This is a genomic window from Sphingomonas larreae (assembly GCF_051400595.1).
Taxonomy (GTDB): Bacteria; Pseudomonadota; Alphaproteobacteria; order Sphingomonadales; family Sphingomonadaceae; genus Sphingomonas.
The window spans coordinates 1473441-1498573 of the sequence record NZ_JBLFFI010000001.1 but is presented as its reverse complement, the minus strand read 5'-3'; the positions used below and the strand labels follow the sequence as shown (position 1 = coordinate 1498573).

General features: G+C 69.5%; 27 protein-coding genes and 1 tRNA gene. 16 read left to right on the top strand and 12 right to left on the bottom strand.

The window, feature by feature from the left end; translation table 11 throughout:
* The first annotated feature begins 55 nt into the window (after window positions 1-55).
* The 4 genes from ACMGDM_RS06845 (at window position 56) to ACMGDM_RS06830 (ending at window position 5241) form a co-directional block, all read left to right on the top strand.
* Window positions 56-1111 carry a type III polyketide synthase gene (locus ACMGDM_RS06845; protein ID WP_436803345.1) on the top strand — a complete coding sequence of 352 codons (1056 nt, stop codon included), beginning with the start codon at window positions 56-58 and terminating at the stop codon, window positions 1109-1111.
* Entirely contained in the window at window positions 1108-1803 is a 696-nt protein-coding gene (locus ACMGDM_RS06840) for a methyltransferase domain-containing protein (RefSeq protein ID WP_436803344.1), read from the top strand. The genes ACMGDM_RS06845 and ACMGDM_RS06840 overlap by 4 nt, the downstream gene beginning before the upstream one ends.
* Window positions 1785-2867 carry an NAD(P)/FAD-dependent oxidoreductase gene (locus ACMGDM_RS06835; RefSeq protein ID WP_436803343.1) on the top strand — a complete coding sequence of 361 codons (1083 nt, stop codon included), beginning with the start codon at window positions 1785-1787 and terminating at the stop codon, window positions 2865-2867. The genes ACMGDM_RS06840 and ACMGDM_RS06835 overlap by 19 nt, the downstream gene beginning before the upstream one ends.
* A gap of 202 nt (window positions 2868-3069) precedes the next feature.
* Window positions 3070-5241 carry a transglycosylase domain-containing protein gene (locus ACMGDM_RS06830; RefSeq protein WP_436803342.1) on the top strand — a complete coding sequence of 724 codons (2172 nt, stop codon included), beginning with the start codon at window positions 3070-3072 and terminating at the stop codon, window positions 5239-5241.
* On the opposite strand, the gene ACMGDM_RS06825 is transcribed toward ACMGDM_RS06830, so the two are convergent.
* Genes ACMGDM_RS06825 through ACMGDM_RS06815 form a run of 3 tightly spaced genes read right to left on the bottom strand, consistent with a single transcriptional unit; the run spans window position 5199 to window position 6938 of the window.
* On the bottom strand, window positions 5199-5909 hold the full coding sequence (locus ACMGDM_RS06825) for a M48 family metallopeptidase (RefSeq protein ID WP_436803341.1): 711 nt from the start codon (window positions 5907-5909) through the stop codon (window positions 5199-5201). The two genes, ACMGDM_RS06830 and ACMGDM_RS06825, sit on opposite strands and share 43 nt — an antisense overlap.
* Window positions 5910-5916: 7 nt before the next feature.
* Complete coding sequence (locus tag ACMGDM_RS06820) at window positions 5917-6360, bottom strand: YcgN family cysteine cluster protein (RefSeq protein WP_436803340.1); 444 nt, start codon at window positions 6358-6360, stop codon at window positions 5917-5919.
* Window positions 6348-6938: an SCO family protein gene (locus ACMGDM_RS06815; protein ID WP_436803339.1), complete on the bottom strand. Its 591-nt coding sequence runs from the start codon at window positions 6936-6938 to the stop codon at window positions 6348-6350. Before ACMGDM_RS06815 ends, ACMGDM_RS06820 begins: the two co-directional genes overlap by 13 nt.
* 75 nt (window positions 6939-7013) lie before the next feature.
* Here ACMGDM_RS06815 and ACMGDM_RS06810 point away from each other — a divergent pair, with 75 nt between their 5' ends.
* On the top strand, window positions 7014-7622 hold the full coding sequence (locus ACMGDM_RS06810; RefSeq protein WP_436803338.1) for an ankyrin repeat domain-containing protein: 609 nt from the start codon (window positions 7014-7016) through the stop codon (window positions 7620-7622).
* 42 nt (window positions 7623-7664) lie between these two features.
* Here ACMGDM_RS06810 and ACMGDM_RS06805 read toward each other — a convergent pair whose 3' ends face one another.
* Window positions 7665-8153, bottom strand: coding sequence for an MmcB family DNA repair protein (locus tag ACMGDM_RS06805; RefSeq protein ID WP_436803636.1), 489 nt, complete (start codon window positions 8151-8153; stop codon window positions 7665-7667).
* A 100-nt stretch (window positions 8154-8253) separates the two neighbouring features.
* Between ACMGDM_RS06805 and pdeM the strand changes: the two genes are divergently transcribed.
* Complete coding sequence (gene pdeM / locus ACMGDM_RS06800; RefSeq protein WP_436803337.1) at window positions 8254-8934, top strand: ligase-associated DNA damage response endonuclease PdeM; 681 nt, start codon at window positions 8254-8256, stop codon at window positions 8932-8934.
* Here pdeM and ACMGDM_RS06795 read toward each other — a convergent pair.
* Both ACMGDM_RS06795 and ACMGDM_RS06790 read right to left on the bottom strand, forming a co-directional pair.
* Window positions 8896-9615: an HAD family hydrolase gene (locus ACMGDM_RS06795; RefSeq protein WP_436803336.1), complete on the bottom strand. Its 720-nt coding sequence runs from the start codon at window positions 9613-9615 to the stop codon at window positions 8896-8898. The two genes, pdeM and ACMGDM_RS06795, sit on opposite strands and share 39 nt — an antisense overlap.
* Window positions 9612-10286 (bottom strand): YggS family pyridoxal phosphate-dependent enzyme, encoded by a 675-nt coding sequence (locus tag ACMGDM_RS06790; protein WP_436803335.1) that lies wholly within the window; start codon window positions 10284-10286, stop codon window positions 9612-9614. Before ACMGDM_RS06790 ends, ACMGDM_RS06795 begins: the two co-directional genes overlap by 4 nt.
* A gap of 52 nt (window positions 10287-10338) precedes the next feature.
* On the opposite strand from ACMGDM_RS06790, the gene ACMGDM_RS06785 reads away from it, so the two are divergent.
* Window positions 10339-10836 carry a thiamine phosphate synthase gene (locus ACMGDM_RS06785; protein WP_436803334.1) on the top strand — a complete coding sequence of 166 codons (498 nt, stop codon included), beginning with the start codon at window positions 10339-10341 and terminating at the stop codon, window positions 10834-10836.
* 10 nt (window positions 10837-10846) lie between these two features.
* On the opposite strand, the gene ACMGDM_RS06780 is transcribed toward ACMGDM_RS06785, so the two are convergent.
* A complete protein-coding gene (locus ACMGDM_RS06780; RefSeq protein WP_436803333.1) occupies window positions 10847-11539 on the bottom strand; it encodes a dienelactone hydrolase family protein in 693 nt (230 codons plus the stop codon).
* Window positions 11540-11661: 122 nt separating this feature from the next.
* On the opposite strand from ACMGDM_RS06780, the gene ACMGDM_RS06775 reads away from it, so the two are divergent.
* From ACMGDM_RS06775 to ACMGDM_RS06750, 6 genes are read left to right on the top strand one after another with little or no spacing between them, the layout of a single operon-like run.
* Window positions 11662-11898, top strand: coding sequence for a DUF6489 family protein (locus ACMGDM_RS06775; RefSeq protein WP_436803332.1), 237 nt, complete (start codon window positions 11662-11664; stop codon window positions 11896-11898).
* Window positions 11899-13182: a tRNA uridine-5-carboxymethylaminomethyl(34) synthesis GTPase MnmE gene (gene mnmE / locus ACMGDM_RS06770; RefSeq protein ID WP_436803331.1), complete on the top strand. Its 1284-nt coding sequence runs from the start codon at window positions 11899-11901 to the stop codon at window positions 13180-13182.
* Window positions 13183-13192: 10 nt separating this feature from the next.
* Entirely contained in the window at window positions 13193-14905 is a 1713-nt protein-coding gene (gene mnmG / locus ACMGDM_RS06765; protein ID WP_436803330.1) for a tRNA uridine-5-carboxymethylaminomethyl(34) synthesis enzyme MnmG, read from the top strand.
* On the top strand, window positions 14902-15510 hold the full coding sequence (gene rsmG / locus ACMGDM_RS06760; RefSeq protein ID WP_436803329.1) for a 16S rRNA (guanine(527)-N(7))-methyltransferase RsmG: 609 nt from the start codon (window positions 14902-14904) through the stop codon (window positions 15508-15510). Before mnmG ends, rsmG begins: the two co-directional genes overlap by 4 nt.
* A complete protein-coding gene (locus tag ACMGDM_RS06755; protein ID WP_436803328.1) occupies window positions 15510-16292 on the top strand; it encodes a ParA family protein in 783 nt (260 codons plus the stop codon). The genes rsmG and ACMGDM_RS06755 overlap by 1 nt, the downstream gene beginning before the upstream one ends.
* Complete coding sequence (locus ACMGDM_RS06750; protein WP_436803327.1) at window positions 16289-17215, top strand: ParB/RepB/Spo0J family partition protein; 927 nt, start codon at window positions 16289-16291, stop codon at window positions 17213-17215. The genes ACMGDM_RS06755 and ACMGDM_RS06750 overlap by 4 nt, the downstream gene beginning before the upstream one ends.
* Window positions 17216-17301: 86 nt before the next feature.
* On the opposite strand, the gene holA is transcribed toward ACMGDM_RS06750, so the two are convergent.
* From holA to ACMGDM_RS06730, 4 genes are read right to left on the bottom strand one after another with little or no spacing between them, the layout of a single operon-like run.
* Window positions 17302-18315, bottom strand: a complete 1014-nt coding sequence (holA, locus tag ACMGDM_RS06745) for a DNA polymerase III subunit delta (protein WP_436803326.1) — start codon at window positions 18313-18315, stop codon at window positions 17302-17304.
* Complete coding sequence (lptE, locus tag ACMGDM_RS06740; protein ID WP_436803325.1) at window positions 18312-18842, bottom strand: LPS assembly lipoprotein LptE; 531 nt, start codon at window positions 18840-18842, stop codon at window positions 18312-18314. The genes holA and lptE overlap by 4 nt, the downstream gene beginning before the upstream one ends.
* Entirely contained in the window at window positions 18839-21340 is a 2502-nt protein-coding gene (gene leuS, locus ACMGDM_RS06735; protein ID WP_436803324.1) for a leucine--tRNA ligase, read from the bottom strand. Before leuS ends, lptE begins: the two co-directional genes overlap by 4 nt.
* Window positions 21341-21354: 14 nt before the next feature.
* Window positions 21355-21789: a DUF3576 domain-containing protein gene (locus ACMGDM_RS06730; protein ID WP_436803323.1), complete on the bottom strand. Its 435-nt coding sequence runs from the start codon at window positions 21787-21789 to the stop codon at window positions 21355-21357.
* A gap of 282 nt (window positions 21790-22071) precedes the next feature.
* On the opposite strand from ACMGDM_RS06730, the gene ACMGDM_RS06725 reads away from it, so the two are divergent.
* Window positions 22072-22704, top strand: coding sequence for a hypothetical protein (locus tag ACMGDM_RS06725; protein WP_436803322.1), 633 nt, complete (start codon window positions 22072-22074; stop codon window positions 22702-22704).
* Between the two features lie 382 nt (window positions 22705-23086).
* Here the strand turns inward: ACMGDM_RS06725 and ACMGDM_RS06720 are convergent.
* A tRNA-Gln gene (locus ACMGDM_RS06720) sits at window positions 23087-23160 on the bottom strand.
* Window positions 23161-23312: 152 nt separating this feature from the next.
* On the opposite strand from ACMGDM_RS06720, the gene ACMGDM_RS06715 reads away from it, so the two are divergent.
* The gene (locus ACMGDM_RS06715) at window positions 23313-24350 is read left to right on the top strand and encodes a Ppx/GppA phosphatase family protein (RefSeq protein WP_436803321.1); all 1038 of its coding nucleotides are present in this window, start codon (window positions 23313-23315) and stop codon (window positions 24348-24350) included.
* 40 nt (window positions 24351-24390) lie between these two features.
* A complete protein-coding gene (locus tag ACMGDM_RS06710; RefSeq protein WP_436803320.1) occupies window positions 24391-25068 on the top strand; it encodes an RlmE family RNA methyltransferase in 678 nt (225 codons plus the stop codon).
* Window positions 25069-25133: the final 65 nt, after the last annotated feature.

Here is a 25133-nt window from a genome sequence, read left to right as displayed (position 1 = left end):
GAGGCGTCGCCACCGGGTGGCGCCGAGCGCCGGTCTGGCGCGTTGCACCTCTCGCATGACCAGTAGCGCGTATCTTCACGCGATCGGCACCGCGACGCCGACGCACGACATCCATGACACGTTCGTCGACTGGGCCCGCGCGCGTCTGCCACCACGCGCCGCGCGGCTGTTCGACCGGATGGCGGCACGCGCGGGGATCGCGCATCGCTGGTCGGTGCTGCCGCGCGAGCACGGTTCCCCGGTCGCGCCCGGCGGTTTCTACGCCGGCGAGCTGCTGCCCGGCACCGCGGCGCGGATGGCGCTCTACGCAGAGGCCGCGCCCGCGCTCGCGCTCGCCGCGGTGGCGGCGCTCGCCGAGCAGGTCGCGCTCGACGGTATCACTCATCTCGTGGTGGCGAGCTGTACCGGCTTCGTCGCGCCCGGGGTCGACCAGATCGTCGCACGCCGGCTCGGGCTGGTGCCCTCGGTCGAGCGCGTGCTGATCGGGTTCATGGGCTGCTATGCCGCGGTGGTGGCGCTGCGCACCGCGCGCCACATCGTCCGCTCCGAGCCGGACGCGCGCGTGCTGGTGATCACGGTCGAGCTGTCGACGCTCCACCTCCAGGCAAGCGACGAGCTCGAGGCATTGCTCGCGATGCTCCAGTTCGGCGACGGTGCCGCCGCTGCGCTGGTCACCGCGGCGCCGCACGGCCTGGCGCTCGACCGCCCGTTCGCTGCGGCGCTGGAGGAGTCAGCCGAGCTGATCCGCTGGGACATCACGGATCGCGGTTTCGCCATGCATCTCTCGGGCGAGGTGCCGGGACGGCTCGGCGCCGCATTACGCTCCCCCGCCCTGGCGGCGACGCTTACCGCTGGCGCCACTGTCGATCGCTGGGCGGTCCATGCCGGCGGCCGCTCGATCCTCGACGCGGTGGCAGGCGCGCTCGCGCTGCCCGCCGACGCGCTCGACGACTCGCGCGCGGTGCTCGCCGCATACGGCAATATGTCGTCGGCGACGTTGCTGTTCGTGCTCGCGCGCATCCTTGCTGGCGCGCCGGTGACGCAGGGCGTGGCGATCGCCTTTGGTCCGGGCATGGCGGCGGAGGGGATCACCTTCCGCAGCGCGCCATGAGCGCCGTGTCACTGCGCACCCGGCGGATTGCCGATGAGCTGATGGACGCGGCCGATCTCGCCCCCGACGTCTATGCCGCGGTGGTCGCCGATCTCGCCAAGGTCAATGTCGTCACGCTTGCAGCGCGGCCGACGCTGGCCTTCCTGCGCCGCGTTGCCCGCCCCGGCGCGCGCTACCGCCTGCTCGACGTTGGTTATGGCGACGGCGACATGCTGCGCCGCATCGCGCGCTGGGGTGAGCGACGGGGCGTCGCGTTCGATCTGGTCGGCATCGACCAGAATGAGCGCAGCCGCGCCGCCGCGGCGGCACACAGTCCGGCGGACTGCGCGATCGATTGGCGCGTCGGCGACTATCGCGACTTGGCGGGGGAGCCGTGGGATCTGGTGATCTCGAGCCTCGTCGCGCATCACATGACGTGCGACGAGCTGGTCGCCTTCCTTGTCTTCATGCAGCGCAGTGCGCGGGTCGGCTGGCTGGTCAACGACCTCCACCGCCACGCCTTCGCCTATCGTGTCTGGCCCGTGCTCGCGCGCGCGTTCGGCTGGCACCCGATCGTTCGCCACGACGGTCATGTCTCGATCGCGCGGAGCTATCGCCCGGCGGAATGGGCGCCGCTGCTCGCCGCCGCAGGGGTGGCCGACGCGCGCGTCTACCGCGCCTTCCCGTTCCGGCTATGCGTCGCGCACCGCTGATCCTGGGCGGCGGGCCGGCGGGCGCCGCCGCGGCGATCACGCTGGCGCGCGCCGGCACCCGGCCGCTGGTAATCGAGCGGACGCGCGAGACCAAAGACGCGCTGTGCGGCGGGTTCCTCAGCTGGCGCACGCTGGCTGCGCTCGATCGCCTCGGTGTCGCGCCCGACGCGCTCGGCGACGCGGTGGTGCGGCGTGTGCGGCTGTTCGCGGGCGGGCGCATGGTCGAGGCGCCGCTGCCGGCGGCGGCGCGCGGTGTGTCGCGCCACCGGCTCGACGCGCTATTGCTCGCGCGGGCGGAAGCGGTCGGCGCGGCGGTGGAACGCGGCGTTGCGGGGCGCGCGGTCGAGCGCGGCGCCCTCCGCACCGACGACGGCGCGTTATTGACCGGTGACGGCTTGTTCCTCGCCAGCGGCAAGCACGATGTCCGCGGTGCAGCGCGCGACGCCCCGCGCGCGCGCGACCCGTGGCTCGGCCTGCGCCTTCGCCGCGGCGCTGTGCCCGCGCTCGAGCGGCTGGTCGGCGACGCGATCGAGCTCCACCTCTTCCGCGGCGGCTATGCCGGCGTGGTGCGGCAGGAGGACGGCACCACCAACATCTGCCTCGCGCTGCGCCGTTCGCGGCTCGCCGCAGCGGGAGCGCCGGCACGGCTGCTGACGGCCCTCGGGGAGGAGGCGCCCGCGCTGGGCGAGCGTATCGGCGAGGCGCGCGGCACGATCGAGGCGGTCGCCAACGTGCCTTATGGCTGGCGCGCGCGTAGGGGCGTGGCCGGGCTGTTCCGGCTCGGCGATCAGGCCGCGGTGATCCCCTCTCTGGCGGGCGAGGGCATGGGGATCGCGCTCGCGAGCGGGATCAGTGCGGCAGAGGCGTGGCGCCACGGCGGCGCGGCGGCGGCAATGCCGTGGCAAGCGGCGTTCGCCCGGCGCGCAGCGCGACCGCTCGCGGTGGCGGGAACGGTGCGCGCGCTCGCCGAACATCCGTCGCTCGCCGCGCCGCTGCTCGCGCCGCTCGCGCGGGCGGGGTTGATCGAGGCGCTCGCGCGCTGGACGCGGGTGGCGCACGAGTGACGTGACCGGCGGGTCCGGCGGCCAAGGCGTCGCCAGCCCGCGCCAGTGGCGGCGGTGACTGGGCTGCCGCAGCCGCCGCGGGCGCGCAACACGCTTCTCGCCGGCGCCGCTCCGCCGCTGCCGCGATCACCGCAACGGGCCGCTCGCGCGCCAACGCGCTTGTTAAGCTTGGCTCAAGCCACTATCCGGCAACGCCGACGCCATGGCCCGCGCCCCTTCCCGCACCTCCCGTTCGCGCCCGGCGCGATCCCCCTGGCGGCGGCGGCTCGGCGTCGCGCTCAAGACGCTGCTCGCGCTCGCGGTGCTCGCGTTCGGCGCGCTGGTGGTGGCGGTGTATATCGCGCGCTCGCAGCTGCCGAGCTTTGAGTCGCTGAAATCCTCGCCCAACGGGCAGATGGTGCGCGTCCATGCCGCCGACGGCAGCGTGCTCGTGTCGCTCGGGCCGAGCTACGGCCAGTGGCTCAGCTACGACCGTATTCCCGAGGTGATGCGCGACGCCACCATCGCGGTGGAGGACCGCCGCTTCCGCAGCCACCTCGGAGTGGATCCGATCGGCATCGCGCGCTCGGTCGGGGTGCGCTACGAGCGCGGCCATTGGGTGCAGGGCGGCTCGACCATCACGCAGCAGCTCGCGCGCAACGTCTTCCTCAACAACCAGAAGAAGTTCGGCCGCAAGTTCCGTGAGGCGATCCTGGCGCTCGCGCTGGAGCGCAAGTTCAGCAAGGACCAGATCCTCGAGCTGTACCTCAACAAGGTCTATTACGGCGGCGGCGCCTATGGCATCGACGCCGCGAGCCGCAAGTTCTTCGGCCATGGCGCGAGCCAGCTGAGCCTGACCGAGGCGGCGGTGATCGCCGGCCTTGTCAAGGCGCCCTCCAATTACTCCCCCACCGCCGACGCCGAGGCCGCGGTCGGACGCGCCGGGGTGGTGATCCAGCAGATGGTGCGCAACGGCTTCATCACCGCGGCCCAGGCGGCCGCCGCCGACCCCAATGACGTCCGGCTCGCGCCCGCGCCGCGGCAGAACAGCGTGCGCTATTTCACCGACTGGGCGCTGCCCCAGCTCGAGCTGCTGATCGACGAGACCGAGAAGCCGCTGGAGGTTTGGACCACGCTCGATCCGGCGATGCAGCGCGCCGCGGACGAGGCGGTGCGCGCCAACGTGCCCGGCGGCGCGCAGGGGGCGCTGGTGGCGCTCGACCGCGACGGTTCGGTCCGCGCGATGGTGGGCGGCACCGATTACGTCAGCTCGAACTACAATCGCGCCACCAAGGCGCAGCGCCAGCCGGGCTCGGCGTTCAAGCTGTTCGTCTATCTCTCCGCGCTCGAGGCGGGGCGGACGCCGGAGGACCGCGAGGTCGACGAGCCGGTCACGATCGACGGCTGGAGCCCGCGCAACGACTCGCGCCGCTACTCCGGCGAGGTCACGCTGCGCACCGCCTTCGCTTACTCGCTCAACACGATCGCGGCGAAGCTGGGCTATGCGGTCGGCTTCCAGACGGTGGCAGACATGGCGCGGCGCTTCGGCATCACCACCGCGGTCAACACCCATCCGTCGATGGTGCTCGGCACCTCGGAGGTGCGCGTGATCGACATGACCCGCGCCTTCGCCAGCGTCGGCAACAAGGGCGTCGCGGTGACGCCGTTCGGGATCACGCGGGTCACCGCCGAGGGCGAGGAGATCTATCGCCACGAGGTCGATCGCAGCCATGTGTTGGTCGCGCCCAACGTTGCCGCCGGGATGACCGACCTGCTCCAGACCGCGGTCAACACCGGCACCGGCCGCGCGGCGCAGATCGGCCGCCCGGTCGCGGGCAAGACCGGCACGACCAGCAGCAGCAAGGACGGCTGGTTCCTCGGCTTCTCCTCGGGGCTGACCACCGGCGTGTGGATGGGGCGCGACGATGCGCGGCCGATCGCCGGGCTCCACGGCGGCACCGCGCCGGCGCGCGCCTTTGCGCAGTTCATGCGCCAGGCGGTGGCCAACCGCCCGATCGAGCAGTTCGAGACGCAGGTGACGCTGCCAGAGGCGCAGCTCGAGCCCGATGCGGAGAGTTATTACGGCGCGCCCGACAACGCCACGTTCGTCGGCGAGGACGGCGTCGGGCTCGAGCCGGGCGCGCCGGCGGATCCACAGGCGCCGGTGTTCGGCCCCGAGCGCCCGGTGGTCCAGCCGGTGCCGCGCGCGCGCGACGACGATCCCGCGGCCGAGGACGACGCCGATCCGCGCGACGCCCCTGCCCAGCCGGCGCAGCGGCTCGACCAGGACTGGCTCGACCGGGTCACCGGACGCCCGCAGCGCGACCCGCCGCGCGACCGCGGTGCGCGCGCTCAGCCGCCGCGCGACCCCGCGTTCGAGCGCCCGAACCAGTGAAGCGACGCTCCGTGCGCGCGTAGCCAGGCGCGTTCGGCCGTGGGCTCACGGCCGAACAGCTCGGCGACCAAAGCGTGGAAGTTCGCCGAATGGTCCATATGGACGCGGTGCGCGACCTCGTGCGCCGCGGTCGCGCGCCGGACGTCGCGTGGCGCGAGGATCAGCCGCCAGCTGTAGCGGATCGCGCCGTGGTGCGCGCAACTGCCCCAGCGCCCGCGCGGATCGCCGACGCTCACCGCGGTGACGGTCACCCCCGCTCGCGTCGCGTAGAAAGCCGTATCCTCACCCAGCCGCGCCAGCGCCTCCCGCTTCAGCCAGGCGGCGACGCGTCGCTCGACCATCTGGGCCGGGCCACCGACGCGCAGGCGCGCGCCGTCCAGCTGCGGTGTGCGCGGCGCGCTGGCGCACCAGTCAATCGTCAGCATCGCGTCGTCAACCGGCAGGATCGCGCCCGGGACGAAGGGGCGCGCCCCGGGGAGGCGCGCGCGCTGCGACTCCAGCCACGCATGCTGGCCGGTCGCCCAGGCCAGCGCCTTGGCGGCGGAGGCACGCGGTGGCAGCGTCAGCCGCACCCGTCCGCTGGTCGGGTCGAACGACAGCCGGGTGCGGCGCGCGCGCGGGTTGCGCACCAGCTCGATCGCGTCCGGCGGGATGGTCGCGCCGGTCACAGGTGGCTCACAGCGTGCGGTCGACCATATGATGCTCGAGATCGCCCGCATCGTCCTCGCTGATGGTCCAGCCGCGCACCGACTCGCCGGCGCGGTGCACCGCCTCGCGGTCGCCGCTGACCAGATAATGCCAGTCGGGCAATGGCTGGCCATTGGCGCGCAGGCGATAGGCGCAGGTCGAGGGCAGCCAATCGATCGAGTCGACGTTGCCGGTCGTCAGCCGCACGCACTCGCTGACATAGGCGCGGCGATGGCGATAATTGGAACATTGTCCGCTGCGGCGATCGAGCAACCGGCAGGCGACGTTGGTGGCGATCAGCTCGCCGGTCTCCTCGTCCTCCAATTTGTGCAGGCAGCACTTCCCGCAGCCGTCGCACAGCGCCTCCCATTGCGCGCGGTCGAGCCGGTCGAGCGGCACGTCCTCCCAGAAGCGGCCGGTCAATGCGCCCATTTTGTCACCTCGTCCGCGATCGCCTGCGGCGGCCCCTCGGGCAGCAGCGCGAGCGGCTTACCCTGCGGATCGAACAGGTAGATCTGGCGGCTATGGTCCATCAGATAGCCGTCCGCATTGCCCTTGCCGCGCGCGTAATAGATGCCGAACGTCTTGGCCGCGGCGGCGATCTGCTGCGCCGTACCGGTCAGCCCGACCAGCCGCGGGTGGAACGCCGAGACGAAGCGCTTGAGCGCCGCGGGCGTGTCGCGCGCGGGATCGACCGTGACGAAGATCGGCGTGATCCGCGCCGCCAGCGCCGGGTCGCTCTTCTCGATCAGCCGCAGCCCGGCGGCGATGTTCTGCACGTCGGTGGGGCAGACGTCGGGGCAGAAGGTGTAGCCGAAATAGACGGTGCGGTACTGGCCGACGAAGTCGCGATCGCTGCGCGCGCGCCCGTCCTGGTCGGTCAGCGCGAAGGCGCCGCCAATCCGCGCGCCCGCGAGCGGCGGGGTCGCGGCCGGCTCGCTCGAGCAGCCCGCGACCGTGCCGGCCAGCGCGAGCGCAAGCGCGGCGGCAAGGGGACGACGCATGTTCATGGTGGCGGCAGATGTGATGGGTTATAGCGCTCGCCGCAACCCCTTCCCGCCCCGCCACGCGAGACCCGCCGACCCATGATCCGTCGCCTGCTCCCCGCCGCCGCGCTGCTGCTCCCGCTCGGCGCCACCCTCGCCTTTCCCGCGGCCGCGCAGCAGCAGTCACAGAGCTACAAATTCCTCGAGGCGATCCGCAAAGGCGACGGCAATGCGGTGATCGCGACGCTCGACCAGCCAGGGCAGACGATCATCAACACGCGCGACGTCACCACCGGCGAGGGCGCGCTCCATATCGTGGTGAAGCGCGGCGACTCGACCTATCTGCGCTACCTGCTCGCCAAGGGCGCCGATCCGAACCTGCGGGACCGCGATGGCGAGACGCCGATGATGCTCGCGGTGCAGAGCGGACAGCCCGACCTGGTCCAGGTGCTCGCCACCGCCAAGGCCAACCCCAATCTTGCCGACGGCAGCGGGGAAACTCCGCTGATCCGCGCAGTGCAGCGCCGCGATCTCGCGCTCGTGCGCGCGGTGCTCGCGGCAGGGGGCAACCCCGACCAGACCGACAATGTCGCCGGCATGTCGGCGCGCGACTATGCCAAGCGCGACCCGCGCGCGACCGTCATTGCCAAGGTGCTCGACGAGACGCCGGTCAAGGCGCAGCGTGCGGTGGCCGGGCCGAAGATGTGAGCGCGGGCTGAGGTCGGCGGGGTTCGAGGCCCCCGCCCGCTCTCAGAACCCCCGTACGGCGTCCGGATCGTGCGCCGCGATCACGCGCCGCGCGGCACGCCGTGCGAAGGCGAGCGTGCAGCGTTTGCGAACATGCGCCGCCAGCGGATCGTTGCGTGCTTCGCGGACGATCGCGGCGTCGTAGCGATCCGCGATGATCAGGCCGGTGCGCTCCGGCAGGAACGCCGCTCCATCGATCGGCGTGGTGTCGAACCCGGCCGGGACCGCCCAGTAGAAGCGATCGCAATGCGCGAGATAGTCCTGCCACTTGGCATCGCCGAGCAGATCGGCGCGCGACACCTTGATCTCGACGATCACCAATTGTCCGCGCGGATCGAGCGCCATCAGATCGGCGCGGCGTCCGCCGTCGAGCGCCACCTCGGCGATCGCGGTGAGATCGTGCCGCAGCAGCATCCGGGTGACGCCGCGTGCGACATCCGCAGCGCACAGGATGCCGGGATCGTCGCGGCAGGATTCGGGCTGGCTCAGCATTGCCGATCGATAGAACATCAGGCGAACGCTGGCAAAGCCCCCCGCGTCGGGTTTGGGCATGCAAATGGTTGATTGCGGGGGCGCAGTCGGGCAAGGGCCCATGATGGTTCCCGTTCCGTTCGCCGCGCTTGCCTTTGCCGGTCACGACTGGTGCGCGCTGCCGCAGGGCGCGCTTTACTGGCCTGCGCGGCGCGCCTTGCTCGTTGCGGATCTGCACCTCGAGAAAGCGAGCTGGTATGCGCGCGGTGGGCAGATGCTTCCGCCCTATGACTCGATCGCGACGCTGAGCGATCTCGCTGCGCTGGTCGACGCGCTCGCCCCCGCCGAGCTCTGGTGCCTCGGTGATAGCTTCCATGATGTCGCGGGGTGCGATCGCCTGCCCGCGGACGCGCGGGCGCTGCTCACCCGGCTTACTGGCGCGACCTGCTGGACCTGGATCACCGGCAACCACGATCGCGGTTATGTCGACCGCTGTGGTGGCGCGGTGGCCGACGAGGCGCTCGTCGACGGCGTGGTGCTCCGGCATGAGGCCGAGCGCGGCGAGGCGGGTCCCGAGCTGTCGGGGCATTTTCATCCCAAACTGCGCGTGCGCGTGCGCGGCAAGCTGGTCGCGCGGCGCTGCTTCGTCGCCACCGCGCGCAAGCTGATCCTGCCGGCGTTCGGCGCGCTGACCGGCGGGCTCGACGTGACCCACCCGGAGATCGTTCGCGCCGCGGGTGGTCCCGCCGAAGCGCTGGTCGCGCTACCCGACCGGCTGTTGCGCTTCCCGCTCGCCGCTTGAGCGGCGCAGCCCGAGCAGCGCAGACACCTCATCGAAGTCGCGCGCGATTGCGTCGACACCGATGGCGCGCAGGCGTTCGGCATGGTCGGGGCCGCAATGCGACGCCGCCACCAGCCCGATGACATAGGCGTCGCTCGCCACCGCCCCTGTCGCACCCACCGGCGAATCCTCGATCACCGCGCAGCGCTCGATCGGCACGCCGAGCTGCGCGGCACCATGCCAGTAGAGATCCGGTGCGGGCTTGCCGCGCGCGACATGCTCCGCGCCCGAGTAGAGATGCTCGCCGAAACAGTCGAGCAGCCCGAGATGCGCAAGATGCGTCCGGATCCAGCGTACCCGGCTCGACGATACCACCGCCCGCGGCAGCGTCGCCGGCAGCGAGCGGACGAACGCCACCGCGCCCGCCACCGCGTCGATGCCCTCGGCGAGGCAGCGCTCGTCCTCGGCATGGCGCGCGGCGCGGAAGTCGTCGGGTAGCGCACGGCCGATCCAGCGCTCGACCGCACCCGTGAAATCGCTGCCGGACAGACCCATGAACATCGCCATCGCTTGCTCGGGCGAGGTCGGGTGACCGGCGGCGGTGAGATAATCGGCGAGGTGGCGATTGCCGCTCGCCTCGCTCTCGATCAGCACGCCGTCAAAATCGAACAGCAGCGCGTCAAAGGTTGGCGTCACGCTCATGCGCGTGCGCCAAACAGCGCCGAGCCGACGCGAACGTGGGTCGCGCCCAGCATCACCGCGGTGTCGACGTCGTCGGACATGCCCATGCTCAGCCCGGCGAGCGCGTGCTCGCGGGCGAGCTTGGCACAGAGCGCAAAATAAGGCGCGGCGTCACGTCCGGCCGGAGGAATGCACATCAGCCCCGCAATCGGCAGACCGGCGTCGCGTGCAAGGCGGAGCAGCTGCGGCAGCGCCTCGATCGCACAGCCGCCTTTCTGCGGCTCGTCACCGATATTGACCTGGAGGAAGCAGGACGGTGCGCGTCCTGCGCTTTGGATTGCGCGGGCGAGCGCGTTGATCAGCGACTCGCGATCGACCGAATGGATCGAGTCCGCCAGCGCCACCGCGTCCGCCGCCTTGTTAGACTGGAGCTGGCCGATGAGGTGAAGCCGCGCGCCCGGATAGTCCGTCAGGAGCGCGGGCCATTTCGCCTGCGCTTCCTGTACGCGATTCTCGCCGAAGTCGCGCACGCCCGCGGCGAGCAGCGGACGGATCGCTGCGGCTTCATGCGTCTTGGACACTGCGATCAGCGTCACCTCGGCGGGATCGCGTCGCGCCGAGGCGGCCGCGCGCGCGATGCGGTCGCGCACCGCGCCAAGTCGCGCGGCGACGGAAGGGTCGTCGTGAGTCATGTGCGCGGCTATAGGTGCCGCAATGCGCCCCCGCCACCCCGACCGCTGGCTGATGACCGACGAACGTCAGGGTGACGCGCTCTGGCCCGCGCTAGAGCGGCTGCCGCGCGGCGCTGGCGTGGTGTTCCGCCACCATGCGACACCTTCCCGCGAACGGGCACGGATGTTCGCGCGGGTCGCCGCGGTGGCGCGGCGGCGCGGGCTCATGTTGGTTCGCGCGGGCGCGACACGCTTTCGCGGCGAGCAAGGCGTTCATGGCCGGCGTGGTCGCGGGTTGATGACCTCGCCGGCGCACTCGCGACGCGAAGCGGTGGCGGCGGTGCGCGCCGGCGCCGCTATCGTGTTCGTCTCCCCCGTGTTCGCGACGCGCTCGCACCTTGGTGCCCGCGGGCTCGGCGCCTGTCGCGCCGCGCTGATCGCACGAGGCCTACCCGTGCGAGCGATCGCGCTCGGCGGGATCGATGAGTCGCGCTATCGGCGACGCTTGCGCGCGCTCGGCTTTGCCGGCTTTGCGGCGATCGACGCGTGGACCTTCCCCGACGACGGCTGAGCATGCCCGCTCAGCCGAGATGCTCCGCGAAGAAGGCGGCGGTGCGTGCGTCGGCGCGTTCGGCAGCGTCATTGGACCGCCGTCGGCCGAACTCGGTGGCGAAGCCGTGGTCCTCGCCGGGATAGTCGCAGAGCGTGACGCGCGGGTGATCGTCGAGCCCCTCGTGCATTGCCCGCTGCGTGGCGGCGTCGACGAAGCCGTCCGCGCCCGCGATATGGAGCAGCAGCGGTCGCGCGATCGCGTGCTTCTCGCCGAGCAGCCCGTCGATGCCGACCGCATAATAGCCGACGCTCGCGTCGACGTCGGTGCGCGCTGCGGTCATATAGGCCAGTCGTCCGCCGAGGCAGTAGCCGACCGCGCCGACCTTGCCCGCCCCCTCGCCGCGCGCATAGCGGATCGTCGCCTCGATGTCGCGGATGCCGGCGTCCTGGTCGAAATCGCCCATCAGCGACAGGCCTCGTTCCATTTCGGGCGCCACGTCGGGATCAAGTTCAATGCCTGGGGCGATACGCCAGAACAGGTCGGGCGCGATCGCGAGATAGCCCGCTTCGGCCAACGTGTCGCATTTGCGGCGGATGCCTGCGTTGATGCCGAAGATTTCCTGGATCACGATGATCGCGCCACGGGGCGTTTCCGCGGGGTCGGCGCGGTAGGCCGGCATGCTGGCGCCATCGAGCGTAGTGATGCTGACGAGAGCGGTCATGGTGCGATCCTTCCTTCGGGCCGAGGCTGCCGCACCGCACGGACGTTGCGGTAGGTCGGCGAGCACGGGCATAGTCCTGCGACGCTAATGCGCGCGATGGACGCGCTCAAGGAGCCCTGACGATGAAGGTGACGATCGAGCTGGACTGTACGCCCGAGGAGGCGCGACGCATGATGGGATTGCCCGATCTCACCGCGCTCCATGACCTTTATCTCGCCAAGATGCGCGGGGCGTTCGAAGGGGGAGTCGCGCCCGAGGCGATGGCCTCGGTCATGCGAAGCTGGGCGCCGATGAACGATGCCGGGATAGATTTCTGGCGCCAGCTGTTCGCGTCGCCGTCGACCAAGACGTCCGGTTAAATGGCGGGCTTTGACGATACGATCTTTGCCTTGTCGAGCGGTAGCCCGCCGGCGGCGATCGCGGTCATGCGGATCAGCGGGCGCCGGGCGTTCGCCGCGGCGGAGGCGCTGGGCGGTCCCCTTCCCCCGCCCCGCAACGCCGTCTTGCGGACCTTGCGCGACGGTGCCGGAAGGCCGCTCGATCGTGCATTGGTACTCACCTTTCCGGGACCGGGAAGCGCAAGCGGTGAGGATCTGGTCGAGTTGCACCTCCACGGCGGGCGCGCTGTCGTGGCGGCGGTACAGACCGCGCTGGCTATGTTCGGCGGACTTAGGCTGGCGATGCCGGGCGAGTTCACGCGGCGGGCGCTGACGCATGGGCGCGTGGATCTCACTCAGGCGGAGGGGCTCGCCGATCTGCTCGCCGCTGAGACGGAAGCGCAACGTCGCACCGCGCTCGCAGCAAGCGAGGGTAAGCTGAGCGCGACGATCCGGCGTTGGATGGCGACGCTCGATGTTGCTGCGGCCCGCGTCGAAGCGGCGATTGACTATGACGATGACGCGGACGTGTCGGTGGACGACGCCATCCTGGCGACTGGCGCTGTCGATGTTGTTCGGGAGGAGATGGAGGCCGTACTGGCGCAGCCGAGTGTTGAGCGGCTGCGTGACGGTCTACTGGTGGTCCTTGCCGGTCCACCCAATGCCGGCAAGTCGTCGCTCTTCAATGCGCTGCTGGAGCGCGACGCTGCGATCGTCACCCCGATCGCAGGTACGACGCGCGACGTGCTCGAGGCTCAGGTGGTTCGCGCCGGAATGCCGTTCCGCTTGTGCGACACGGCTGGTCTCGCCGTCGCGACGAATGACCCGGTGGAGCAGGCGGGGATTGAGCGAGCGCAGGACCTGATTACGAAGGCCGATGTGATCCTGTGGCTGGGTGAGCCTGAAGACGCACCGGAGCGTGCTCTTACCATCCGCTCCAAGGGTGACCTCATCGTCGCAAGCGATCGGCACGAACTGACCGTGTCGACACTCTGGCCCGACACGATCACGGCGCTGTGGTATCGGCTCAACACGGCGGCCACCGACGTCATGACCCTCACCTCTGACGTGACGCTCCATGCTCGTCAGCGTACGGCCGTGTCACAGGTGCTACGGGCCCTCGAGGACGTGCGTGGTTGCGGCGACATTCTCCTGGTGGCGGAACATTTGCGCGTTGCGCGTGTGGAGCTCGCCGGGCTAGTGGGTGCGAACGCAACCGAGACGATGCTGGACGCGCTGTTTGGCCGTTTCTGTCTCGGCAAGTGAGTTGTTCCACGTGAAACATTACGACGTCGTCGTGGTCGGGGGTGGCCACGCCGGCTCCGAAGCGGCAGCTGCGGCAGCACGGCGCGGCGCGCGTGTGCTGTTGATGACGCAATCGGCTGCTACGATCGGCGTGATGTCGTGCAATCCCTCGATCGGGGGAGTCGGCAAGGGGCATCTCGTCCGTGAGATCGACGCGCTTGACGGGATGATGGGTATCGCTGCGGACGAGGCAGCGATCCATCGTCGCATGCTCAATCGATCGAAAGGTCTAGCTGTGCACGGTCCGCGGGTGCAGGCAGATCGGAAGCAATATCGTGCTTCGATCCAGCGACAGTTGTGCGCTTACACGAGCGTGGATGTAGTTTCCGATGAAGCCATCGCGCTGACGATCGAGAATGGCACCGTCTCTGGCGTTCAGGGTGCAGGCGGTTCAACGTACCTTACTGGTGCCGTTGTTCTAGCGACGGGTACGTTCCTCAATGGCCGCTTGTTTCGCGGTGCCGAGCGTTTCGAGGGCGGCCGTATCGATGAGCGTCCAGCAAAGTCTCTCGGCGTGCAGCTCATGTCGCTGGGGCTGCCGCTAGGACGGCTGAAGACCGGCACGCCACCTCGGCTAGACGGTCGCACGATCGACTGGGCACGACTTGAACGTCAGCCATCTGATCTCGGCGCATGGAGCATGTCGTTCCTGCGAAGTGGCTCCCCTGCCCTGCCCCAGCTCGCCTGCTCGATCACGCGGACGAACGATAAGGGCCATGACATCGTTCGCGCAGGGCTGGCGGATTCGCCGCTGTTCGTTGGCGCGATCGATGGTAACGGCCCACGCTATTGTCCGTCTATCGAAGACAAGGTGCATCGCTTTGGCGATCGCGACGGCCACCAGATCTTTCTTGAGCCGGAGGGCCTCGATGATCCCATTGTGTACCCCAACGGTATATCGACGTCGCTCTCACGCGAGACCCAGGACGCGCTGATCGGCAGTGTCACCGGGCTCGAGCAAGCGCGCATCCTGGCTTATGGCTATGCCGTCGAATATGACTACCTCGACCCGCGTGCGCTCGATCATCGTCTTGCGGTCGCCACATTACCCGGGCTGTTTTGCGCCGGGCAGATCAACGGCAGCACCGGCTATGAAGAAGCAGCCGCGCAGGGGCTTATCGCCGGTTTGAACGCCGCGGCGCACGCGCTTTCGCTCGAGCCTTTTACGTTGGATCGGGCAAGCGCCTATATTGGAGTCATGGTCGATGACCTGGTGCTTCAAGGGATCAGCGAGCCCTACCGCATGCTCACCGCGCGTGCCGAATATCGGCTCGCCCTACGCGCCGACAATGCGGAAAGTCGGTTGACGGGCATCGGCATTGCCGGCGGTTTTGTTCGGAACACTCGGGCGGAACAGTTCGCCGCGCGAGAGGACATGCGAGCGCGCGCACGCGGCGGTAACACCGACGGGATCGATGCGACTGTCCTTGCCGAAGTGGAGGAGGATCACCGCTACGCCCCTTACCTCAAACGGCAAGCAAATGAGATCGAGCGCATGCGGGCGGATGCGGAAGTCGCCTTGCCCTCGGTCGGCGAGATTCGCGCGATCGCTGGCTTGTCTAATGAGATGGTGGAGCGCTTAACAGCCGCGCGTCCGTCAACGCTGGGTGAGGCGTCACGCATCCGCGGCGTCACGCCGGCTGCCTTGGCAGCCTTGTGGCTTCACGCGCGGAAATCGGCGTGAGCGAGGATGACGCCAAGGCGTGGATCGCAGCTCGTTTCTCCTTGGGCGCCTGCGACCGGCTGGAGACGTTCGGTAAGATGGTCGTCCAAGAGAATGGACGTCAGAATCTGATCGCGCCGGCGACGGAGGCGACGATCTGGTCGCGGCACCTTCTCGATTCGGCCCAGCTCGTCACGTTTAAAGGAGCAGCGCGGTCGTGGCTTGACATCGGCACGGGCGCCGGTTTCCCGGGCATGGTTGTCGCGCTGATCGCGGACCTGCCCGTCACGCTAGTCGAGCCACGCACGCGGCGGGTTGAATTCCTCACCGATGCTGTGGCGTCACTTGGTTTGGCTCACGTTACCATCGTCCGTGGGCGCGTTGAAGCACTGCCCACGACGCCGTACGACGTCATCTCCGCCCGAGCGGTAGCGCCACTCGAAACTTTGCTGGCGATGACCACGCATGTTCGCACCGCTGCGACGCGGCTTATCTTCCCACGCGGCCGCAGCAGCGCGGGTGAGATTGCCACCGTCCGCCAACGCTGGCAGGGTATGTTCCACGTGGAACACAGCGTTACTGATGCCGAGTCACTCATCGTCATCGCCGATGGAGTAAATACCTGATGTTCTGCATCGCTATCGCCAATCAAAAGGGCGGCGTCGGCAAGACGACCAGCGCGATCAACGTCGCCACCGCCCTCGCCGCCTCCGGACACCGTGTTCTTCTCATCGACCTTGATCCGCAGGGAAATGCGTCCACCGGTCTGGGCGTGAATCAGGCAAAGCGGGAGCGGTCTAGCTATGACATTCTTCTGGATGATGCCGACCTCAGCGACGTCGCCGTCGCGACCGGGATCCCGAAGCTCGATCTCGTGGCGGCGACCGTGGACCTGTCCGGTGCGGAGATTGAGCTCGTCGAGTCGAGCGACCGAACGCATCGGCTACGACGTGCGATCGATCGGGCGCAGCGCAGTTGGGATGTGGTTTTGATCGACTGCCCCCCTTCCCTCGGCTTGCTGACGATCAACGCCATGGTCGCCGCAGACGCCTTGCTGGTGCCGCTTCAGTGCGAATTCTTTGCGCTTGAAGGGCTGAGTCAATTGCTCAACACCGTTGAGCGCATCCGCTCGCGGTTCAATCCGTCGCTCTCAATTCTGGGCGTCGCCCTGACGATGTACGATCGGCGGAACCGGCTTACCGAACAGGTGTCGGCCGATGTGCGGGCGGTACTCGGCAAGGTGGTGTTCGATACCGTGATCCCGCGCAACGTGCGTCTATCGGAAGCACCGAGTCACGGTCTACCCGCCTTGATCTACGACCATCGGTGCAGCGGATCGGAGGCCTATATAGCCTTGGCGCGCGAGCTGATACAGCGTCTGCCCCGTGAGGAGAATGTAGCGGCATGAGTGATGCAGGGGCGCGCCGCGCGCGTGGTGGTCTAGGGCGCGGGCTGAATGCCTTGCTGGGGGACGTGGCTCAGGACGAGCGCGAGGCGAGCGATGCCCCTGCGCGTGGCGCGGTTCGCCTGATCCCGGTCTCCGCGATTGCACCGCATCCCGAGCAGCCGCGACGTCACTTTGACGAGGCGGCGCTCAACGAATTGGCGGAGTCGATTGCGGCGCGCGGGGTCATCCAGCCGATCATCGTCCGCCCGCATGGCCACGACTATCAGATCGTTGCTGGCGAGCGACGCTGGCGGGCGGCGCAGCGGGCGCGGCTCCACGAAGTGCCGGTGGTTGTTCGGGAGTATAGCGACAGCGAAACGCTTCAGATTGCGCTGCTGGAAAACATCCAGCGTCAGGATCTCAACGCGATCGAGGAAGCGCGCGCCTATCAGCGCTTGATCGACGAATTTGGACATACGCAGGAAGCGCTCGCGCGCGCGGTGCACAAGTCGCGCAGCCACATCGCCAACCTGTTGCGCTTGCTTGACCTCCCCGACGAGGTACAGTCGCGTGTCGTGGAAGGCTCGCTGACCATGGGGCATGCGCGCGCGATCATCGGCGCGGAGGATCCACGCGCGCTTGCCGATCAGGTCGCGGCGCAGGGATTGTCGGTCCGGCAAACCGAGAAGCTCGCGAGTGGTGAAAAGCGGGGTGCGCGCGAGGGGTCGTCGGTACGCGCCGGGCCGCGCGACGCGCGCGAACTGGCCGCGGCGAGCGGCGGGAGCGCCGATATCGCCGCGCTGGAAAACCAGCTTGCCGACCTGCTCGGTCTCAAAGTCCATATCAGCTTCAACGATGACGGGCGCGGCTCGATCACACTCGATTATAGCTCGCTCGAGCAGCTCGATATGGTGTGCCAGCGTCTCAGCGGGGAACGGATCTGACGCCGTAATAAGCGTGGCAGCGTTGTGGATGAGCCGCGTGCGGCACCATGGACGCGCGCCGGCTTAGGCCGAGGCGCAGACTTTGGTCACCGCGCCACGCGTTGTGCGAGGCGCAGCAGGAAGCTTTCCGCCACCACCCGTCCGGTCGGTCCCGCCGCGATCACCTCGCGCTCGGTCCGGCGTGCCGCTGCCAACGCTGCCGCCAGCGCGGGAACGCGCCAGCGGCGCAGCGCCGCTGCGGTGCTCGCCTCCTCGCGCCAGAAGACGCGGTGACGTTTCATCACCTGGTCGACGCCCTCGCCCGAGTCGACCGCCGCGCGCATATCGACGAGCGCAACCAGTCGGCGGCCCAGCGCGCGCAGCACGGGGATGGGCGAGGTGTCTGCGCCTGCCATGCGGCGAAGCGCTTCGACCAGCGCAGCCACGTCCCCTCCTGTCGTCGCGAGTATCACGTCGCCGATCTCACCTTCTGCGATATCTGCTCCGATCGCATCGAGCGCCTCTTCGTCCACATCGCGTGGGCGGTCGGGCGCCGCATCGAGGTAGAGCGCCAGCTTCTCAATCTCGCGCGCCATGACCGCGCGATCACCGTCGCTCGCCCGCACGATCCGCGGCACGGCAGCGGGCGCCAGCCTGAGTCCCTCCGCACGCGCAAGATCCATGACCACCGTGGCGGCATCGCGTGCGTTGGGCGGATAGCAGGCAAAGGCGAGCGCCCGGTCCGAGTCGATTGCCACTTTGACGAGCTTGCCCGTCGCCTTGACCGTCGGCGCGATCACGATCACCGGGTTGCCCGCCTGGTCGGCGGTCAGCAGCGCGTTGACGGCTTCGCCGATTTCCTCTCCGGCGTTGGTCACCCGGACATATCGCGCGTCGCCGAACAGCGAGATCGCCGCCGCCTCGTCGCTCAGCCGCGCCGGATCGGAGCGCAGCGCCGCACCATCAAGATCGATACGCTCGGCCCCCTGCCCCAGCGCGCGGGCAAGCCGCGCCGCATGCGCCTGCGCGCTGGCCTCGTCGGGACCGTGAAGCAGATACAGCCGCAGGTCCGCCGGCGGCCGATCGAGCGCGGCGATCAGGCGCGCCTCGGTCGCCTTCATGGCTGCGTGGGCTGCGTCCGTCGCGCGTAGAGCGCCAGTCGCGCGACGATCTGGTCTGCAACGGTGTCGGAGAGCCGCTCCAGCGCGGTGTTCTCCGCCGCGATCGTGGCATATTCGGAGCCAACCACGTCGATGCCCGCGTCCGATCCCGCCGTCGCGTCGACCAACACCGTGCCCTGCGCCGCATCGATCAGCTGATAGCGCGCGCGCAAGCTGCGCCGCTCGCGCGCGACCGAATCGTCGCTGCGTGTGCCCAGACCGACGATGCCATCGTCGAGCCGGACGGTGAGGCGGTAGCGCGCGCTGCTCCCCGCCTGCCCCATGGCGCCGAGCCGGTCGCGCAGCGCATTGGCCATCAGCCAACCGGATCTGCCCTGGATCGGCGCGACATCGACGCTGCCCAGTGTCGCGGCGACCGGGCTGGCGCTGCCGCCGGCGTACAGCGGCTTGAGCCCGCAGCCGGAGACCGCGAGCGCCAGCGGCACGAGCACAGCCGGTAGGAAAGGAGCAGGCCGCGCGCGGGTCATGCGACGACGTTGACCAGCCGGTCGGGCACGACGATGACCTTGCGCGGCGCGCGGCCCTCGAGCAGGCGAACCACCTTGTCGCTCGCGAGCGCGGCGGCCTCGACCTCCTCGCGCGCCAGCCCTTTGGGGAGCGTCAGCGTGTCGCGCAGCTTGCCGTTGACCTGAATCGCGACGGTCACCTCGTCCTCGACCAGCAGCGCAGCGTCCACCGCGGGCCATGCCAGGTCCGCGACCAGCCCACCGTCCCCGAGCGTCGCCCAGGCTTCCTCGGCGATGTGCGGAACCATCGGCGCGACCACGCGCACCAGCGTCCGTATGGCCGCGTCGCGCGACGCAGAAGGTGCGGACTTCTCGATCGCATTGACCAGCTCGTACAGCTTGGCCACCGCCTTGTTGAACGAAAGCGCGTCAATGTCGGCGCCGACACCGGCGATCGTCTGGTGGAGCTTGCGGTCGAGCGCCGCGTCGGCGCCCTCCCCCGCCGCACCCTCGCCGACGGCGTCAAACAGTCGCCACAGCCGCTGGACGAATCGCCACGCGCCCTCGATGCCGTTCTCGCTCCACTCCAGGTCGCGCTCGGGCGGCGAGTCGGAGAGCATGAACCAGCGCACCGCGTCCGCACCGTATTGATCCACGATCGGCGCCGGATCGACCGTGTTCTTCTTCGACTTGGACATCTTCTCGACCCGGCCGACCGTCACCGGTGCGCCGGTGGCGAGCTCGAGCCCTCCGCCGATCTCCTCGGGCGCAAGCCAGCGGCCGTCCGCCGCCTTGTAGGTCTCGTGCGTCACCATGCCCTGGGTGAACAAACCGGTGAACGGCTCGGCGACATCGATCAGACCGACATGGCGCAGCGCGCGCGTCCAGAAGCGCGCATAGAGCAGGTGCAGGATCGCATGCTCGACCCCACCGATATATTGCCCCACCGGCAGCCAGCGCTCGGCCTGTTCGCGGTCGAACGGGCGATCCTCAGGTTGGCTGGCAAAGCGGATGAAATACCAGGACGAGTCTGCGAAGGTATCCAGCGTGTCGGTGTCGCGCAGCGCGTCGCCGCCGCACTGCGGGCAGCTGACGTGCTTCCACGTCGGATGACGCTCGAGCGGGTTGCCCGGCACGTCGAAGCTGACGTCCTCGGGCAGCGCCACCGGCAATTGCTCGCGCGGCACCGCTACCTCACCGCAGGCGGCGCAGTGGATGATCGGGATCGGCGTGCCCCAGTAACGCTGGCGGCTGACGCCCCAGTCGCGCAAGCGGTAGACGGTGGAACCCAGCCCCCAGCCCTCGCGCTCGGCGCGCTCGATCACGACGCGCTTGGCCTCCTCGACCGCGAGGCCGTCGAGGAAGTGCGAGTTCACCAACGTGCCCGGCCCGGTATAGGCCTCGGTGCCGTCGAACGCCGGGTCGGTGCGCTCGCCGTCGGCGACGACGCGGCGGATCGGCAGCGCATATTTGCTGGCGAACTCGAAGTCGCGCTGGTCGTGCGCGGGCACGCCGAACACCGCGCCGGTGCCATACTCCATCAGCACGAAATTGGCGATGTACACCGGCAGGTCGCCCGCACCGAGCGGGTGCGCCGCGGTGAGCCCGGTGTCATAGCCGAGCTTCTCCTGCGTCTCGAGCTCGGCCGCGGTGGTGCCGCCCTGCTTGCAGCGCTCGATGAACGCGGCGGCCGCCGGATCGCGCGCGGCAAGCGCCTGCGCGATCGGATGGTCCGCCGCGACCGCGACGAAGCTGGCGCCGAAGATCGTGTCCGGCCTGGTGGTGAAGACCTCGACGCTGTCGCCGTCGCTCAGGGCGAAGCGGAACTGCAGCCCCTGGCTCTTGCCGATCCAATTTTCCTGCATCAGCCGGACCTTGTCCGGCCAATGCTCGAGCGCATCGAGCCCGTCGAGCAGCTCGTCCGCGAAGCGCGTGATGCGCAGGAACCATTGCGACAGCTTGCGCTTCTCGACCAGGGCGCCCGAGCGCCAGCCGCGACCGTCGATCACCTGTTCATTGGCGAGCACGGTCATGTCGACCGGGTCCCAGTTGACCGCCGATTCCTTGCGATAAACCAGCCCGGCGCGGTAGAAGTCGAGGAACAGCGCCTGCTCGTGGCCGTAATAGCTGGGATCGCAGGTGGCGAGCTCGCGCGACCAGTCGAGCGCGAAGCCCAGCCGCTTGAGCTGCGCCTTCATCGCCGCGATGTTCTGGCGGGTCCACTCGCCGGGATGGACCTTCTTCTCCATCGCCGCATTCTCGGCGGGCATGCCGAACGCGTCCCACCCCATCGGGTGGAGCACCTCATGCCCGGTCATCCGCCGATAGCGCGCGAGCACGTCGCCCATCGTGTAGTTGCGCACGTGCCCCATGTGGATCTTCCCCGACGGATAGGGGAACATCTCGAGCACGTAGCTGCGCGGCTTGGGGCTGTCGTCGCGCGCCGCGAAGGTCTGCGACTCGTCCCATACCTGCTGCCAGTGCGCGTCGGCCTTGAACGCGTTGAAGCGTGACGCCATCGTGGGTCGCTGCCTCAGCCGGTGATCGCGCCGCGGCGCAGGTCACGCGCGCGGGTGAGGATGATGTCTTCCAGCTTCTGCGTCGTCGCAGCCTCGACCGGGGCGGCGATCCACTGGCCATTGCGGTTGATCTCGCGCAGCGCGGCCACGCGCACCGCATCGGCGCGCAGGTCCTGGTCGAGGATCGACACCGTCACCTTCATTCGCTCGCTCGGCACCTGCGGATTGACGTACCAGTCGGTGACGATAACGCCGCCATTGGAATCGGTCTGCAGCAGCGGCATGAAGCTCAGCGTGTCGAGCGAGGCGCGCCACAGATAGCTGTTGACGCCGATCGTCGTCACCTTGGAGGCGGCGAGATCGCCCGCGGGGCGCGCCGCCTTGCCGCCGCAGGCGGACAGAGCGAGGGCGGCGAACAGGCCAACCGCGAGGCGCGAGGGGCGGAGCATCGGCAGAGTCCTTCAGGGCAGGAAGCGTATCCGGCCCGCTCTACCCGCGCCCCCCGCGCCGGGCAAGCACGCCACATTGTGGACATAGTGCAACAGCGTTTCCGAAAAGAGCCACCTCGTGATGGACAAGGAACCGAATCCTGTTACGCCCGCTCCAAGAGCCGGCGAGAGACTCGTCGGCAAAAGGGGATGGACAAGATCGTGGCCGCACGTCGCCACATCGCTGCATGTGTCTCGGGGGCCACGTTGGTCGCCGCGATCGCTGCTGTCCCGGCGCTGGGCATGCCTGATTCGGCCGCTAAGGTGGTTCGGCGCGACGCCGCGCTGCCGCGGCTCGCGGGCTCGTTCACCCCGTCTGCGGCGGATCCCAAGCTCGCGGCGCTGTTCGCGCGCGGCGGGCTGGACGCCACCGGCTTCCGCTTCACCCCGTCGGAGTCGCGCAGCGGCAATCGCGCGGTCACCGTCGCGGTGCGCGCGCGCTCGGCACTCGGCGCGCGCGATACCGCCCGTCTCGCCGCGCCGACCTCGCCGACCGTCGGGGTCGCCCCGATCGCGTACAATCTCGGGATGGCGGTGGGCTGGAAGCGGTTCGCGGTGTCGGGCGATCTCGCCAAGGTGGATCTCGGCGCGCTGCCGGGCGGTCGCGAGTCGGCCGACGTGGCGCTCAGCTACTCGGCAAGCAAGTGGACCGGCCGCGTCAGCGCAAGCAGCGACCGCGCGCTTCCGGGCACCGCACGCGCCGTGGCCGAGCCGCAATCCTATTCGCTTGATGTCGGCGGCAGCTACTCGCTCACGCGCAATCTCGATCTCACCGCGGGCATGCGGCTGAAGAGCGAGCGCGATCGTCTGACCCGGGTCGACGACGAGCGCCGCGACAGCCAGGCGGTCTATGTGGGAACGGCGTTCCGCTTCTAAGCCTCGACGTCCAGCAAGGACGATGGTGCCGTCCCCTGGCAACAGGGGCGCTACGCCGGCACTGACCGGTAACGACGGACTCGCCATGCGATCGACCAGTGGTTCCGTCGTTGGCGCTCTGTGGTGCGCCATGTCGATCAAGCGATCCGATGAGTTGTTACTGGGCGGGCGTCGAGCGGCGGGGGCACTCAGCGCCGCAGCGACACGCCATCCTGTTCGTGAGCCAAATCTTCCACGTCGTCACATCGCACGCTCGCCTGATCGCGTGGGCAAATGAGAAGGACATCAACCACACCTGCTCACGATTGCGCCTCGGCGGGCACCGCCACGCGCCATCGCGGCACCGCGATGTTCGGCAATAATGCAGCGGCGGTCGGTAAGCTGGATGCCCCGCGTGGATTCGAACCACGATTGACGGAGTCAGAGTCCGTAGTCTTGCCGTTAGACGACGGGGCAACAGGGGGGCGCAACTAGAAGGCGCCGCGACCCCTGTCAATGCCTGCCTTGCCGCTGCTCACCGCAGCGTGTAGCGTTACCGCCAAGCACCGGGTGATCGCGCGCGCCGCGCGGCCGATCGCGGCCGGCAGAGATGAGAGAGTTTGACGGCAATGGTGGATTTCCCCGCCCAATTGCCGCGCCGGCAGGGTGACGTCCCTGCCCGTTCGGCCCGACCCCAGCCGCGCCCGGCGCGCGGCGGCGCGCGGCATTATGCCGCGCTCGACCTCGGCACCAACAATTGTCGGCTGCTGATCGCGCGGCCGCATGGCGACGGCTTCGCGGTGGTCGACGCTTTCTCGCGCATCGTCCGGCTCGGCGAGGGGCTGGCGCATAATGGCGCTTTGTCCGACGCTGCGATCGAGCGCACCATCGCGGCGCTTCGCGTCTGCGCCGACAAATTGCGCCGCCGCAACGTCACGCTGGCGCGCTCGGTCGCGACCGAGGCGTGCCGCCGCGCCAGCAACGGCACCGACTTCATTGCGCGGGTCCGCGTCGAAACCGGCATCCACCTCGACATCATCTCGGCGGAGGAAGAGGCGCGGCTGGCGGTGCTCGGCTGTCACGCGCTGCTCGAGCCCGGCACCGGGCCGGCTCTGGTGTTCGACATTGGCGGCGGCTCGACCGAGCTGGTGCTGGTCGATGCCGACGCCACCGTGCCGGTGGTGCGCGACTGGCATTCCGCACCCTGGGGTGTCGTGTCGCTTACCGAGAGCGCCGGCGGCGGTGGGTCGGCGGAGGAGCGCGCACGCGCGTACAAGCGGATGCGGGCGCTGGTGGCGGAGAGCTTCGCGCCCTTCGCCGCGCGGCTGCCGCGTCCGGCGACTCCGCCGCGGCTGCTCGGCACCTCGGGCACGGTGACGACGCTGGCGAGCGTCCATCTCGGGCTCGAGCGCTACGACCGCTCGCAGGTGGACGGGCTGATCGCCCCCGCCGCGGCGATGCGGCAGATCAGCCAGGAGCTGGCGGCGATGTCGCTCGGCGAGCGCGCGCAGCTGCCCTGTATCGGGCGCGAGCGTGCCGACCTTGTCGTGGCGGGCTGCGCCATTCTCGAAGGCATCCTCGACCTGTGGCCGGCGGAGCGGCTCGGCGTCGCCGATCGCGGCATCCGCGAGGGTATCCTGCGCCGGTTGATGGAGACCGAGGCGTGAGGGGCGAGAACGAGCTGTTGGCGACGGGACGGATCGACGCGTGAGAGGCACCGGAGCGGGGCGCCAGCGCGTCAAGACCGCACGCAACCGCAGCGCGCAATCCACCCGCTGGCTCGAGCGCCAGCTCAACGATCCCTATGTCCGTCGTGCCAAGGCGGAGGGTTACCGCAGCCGCGCGGCCTACAAGCTGATCGAGCTGGACGAGCGCTTCGGGCTGCTCAAGGGCGTGCGCCGCGTGGTCGATCTCGGCATCGCGCCGGGCGGATGGAGCCAGGTGGTGCGGCGCCAGGCACCGGGCGCCGCGGTGGTGGGGATCGACCTGCTGCCCGTCGATCCGATCGACGGCGTCACCATCTTCGAGATGGACTTCATGGCCGATGAAGCGCCGAGCGAGCTGATGGCGGCGCTGGGTGGCCCGCCCGATCTGGTGCTGTCCGACATGGCCGCCAACACCGTGGGGCACCCGCAGACCGACGCGCTGCGGACCATGGCGCTGGTCGAGACCGCGCTCGCCTTCGCGGTCGACGTGCTGCGCCCGGGTGGGACGTTCGTCGCCAAGGTCTTCGCGGGCGGCGCCGACTCGGCGCTGGTGGCGGAGATGAAGCGCAATTTTACCGCGGTGAAGCACGCCAAGCCGCCCGCGAGCCGCAAGGGATCGGTCGAGTGGTTCGTGGTGGCACAGGGCTTCAAGGGGCGCGCCGAACCGGCGGAGGAGTGAGGGTGGCGAGGCGGGGCGCTGCCCGGCGGGCCGCGCGAGACGGACGTCGTCGCAGGCCGCAGGGG

Coding starts and splice junctions, on each gene's coding strand:
- ACMGDM_RS06845 (WP_436803345.1), top strand. CDS start 56: ATGACCAGTAGCGCGTATCTTCACGCGATCGGCACCGCGACGCCGACG.
- ACMGDM_RS06840 (WP_436803344.1), top strand. CDS start 1,108: ATGAGCGCCGTGTCACTGCGCACCCGGCGGATTGCCGATGAGCTGATG.
- ACMGDM_RS06835 (WP_436803343.1), top strand. CDS start 1,785: ATGCGTCGCGCACCGCTGATCCTGGGCGGCGGGCCGGCGGGCGCCGCC.
- ACMGDM_RS06830 (WP_436803342.1), top strand. CDS start 3,070: ATGGCCCGCGCCCCTTCCCGCACCTCCCGTTCGCGCCCGGCGCGATCC.
- ACMGDM_RS06820 (WP_436803340.1), bottom strand. CDS start 6,360: ATGGGCGCATTGACCGGCCGCTTCTGGGAGGACGTGCCGCTCGACCGG.
- ACMGDM_RS06815 (WP_436803339.1), bottom strand. CDS start 6,938: ATGAACATGCGTCGTCCCCTTGCCGCCGCGCTTGCGCTCGCGCTGGCC.
- ACMGDM_RS06810 (WP_436803338.1), top strand. CDS start 7,014: ATGATCCGTCGCCTGCTCCCCGCCGCCGCGCTGCTGCTCCCGCTCGGC.
- ACMGDM_RS06805 (WP_436803636.1), bottom strand. CDS start 8,153: ATGCTGAGCCAGCCCGAATCCTGCCGCGACGATCCCGGCATCCTGTGC.
- pdeM (WP_436803337.1), top strand. CDS start 8,254: ATGATGGTTCCCGTTCCGTTCGCCGCGCTTGCCTTTGCCGGTCACGAC.
- ACMGDM_RS06795 (WP_436803336.1), bottom strand. CDS start 9,615: ATGAGCGTGACGCCAACCTTTGACGCGCTGCTGTTCGATTTTGACGGC.
- ACMGDM_RS06790 (WP_436803335.1), bottom strand. CDS start 10,286: ATGACTCACGACGACCCTTCCGTCGCCGCGCGACTTGGCGCGGTGCGC.
- ACMGDM_RS06785 (WP_436803334.1), top strand. CDS start 10,339: ATGACCGACGAACGTCAGGGTGACGCGCTCTGGCCCGCGCTAGAGCGG.
- ACMGDM_RS06780 (WP_436803333.1), bottom strand. CDS start 11,539: ATGACCGCTCTCGTCAGCATCACTACGCTCGATGGCGCCAGCATGCCG.
- ACMGDM_RS06775 (WP_436803332.1), top strand. CDS start 11,662: ATGAAGGTGACGATCGAGCTGGACTGTACGCCCGAGGAGGCGCGACGC.
- mnmE (WP_436803331.1), top strand. CDS start 11,899: ATGGCGGGCTTTGACGATACGATCTTTGCCTTGTCGAGCGGTAGCCCG.
- ACMGDM_RS06755 (WP_436803328.1), top strand. CDS start 15,510: ATGTTCTGCATCGCTATCGCCAATCAAAAGGGCGGCGTCGGCAAGACG.
- ACMGDM_RS06750 (WP_436803327.1), top strand. CDS start 16,289: ATGAGTGATGCAGGGGCGCGCCGCGCGCGTGGTGGTCTAGGGCGCGGG.
- holA (WP_436803326.1), bottom strand. CDS start 18,315: ATGAAGGCGACCGAGGCGCGCCTGATCGCCGCGCTCGATCGGCCGCCG.
- lptE (WP_436803325.1), bottom strand. CDS start 18,842: ATGACCCGCGCGCGGCCTGCTCCTTTCCTACCGGCTGTGCTCGTGCCG.
- leuS (WP_436803324.1), bottom strand. CDS start 21,340: ATGGCGTCACGCTTCAACGCGTTCAAGGCCGACGCGCACTGGCAGCAG.
- ACMGDM_RS06730 (WP_436803323.1), bottom strand. CDS start 21,789: ATGCTCCGCCCCTCGCGCCTCGCGGTTGGCCTGTTCGCCGCCCTCGCT.
- ACMGDM_RS06725 (WP_436803322.1), top strand. CDS start 22,072: ATGCCTGATTCGGCCGCTAAGGTGGTTCGGCGCGACGCCGCGCTGCCG.
- ACMGDM_RS06715 (WP_436803321.1), top strand. CDS start 23,313: ATGGTGGATTTCCCCGCCCAATTGCCGCGCCGGCAGGGTGACGTCCCT.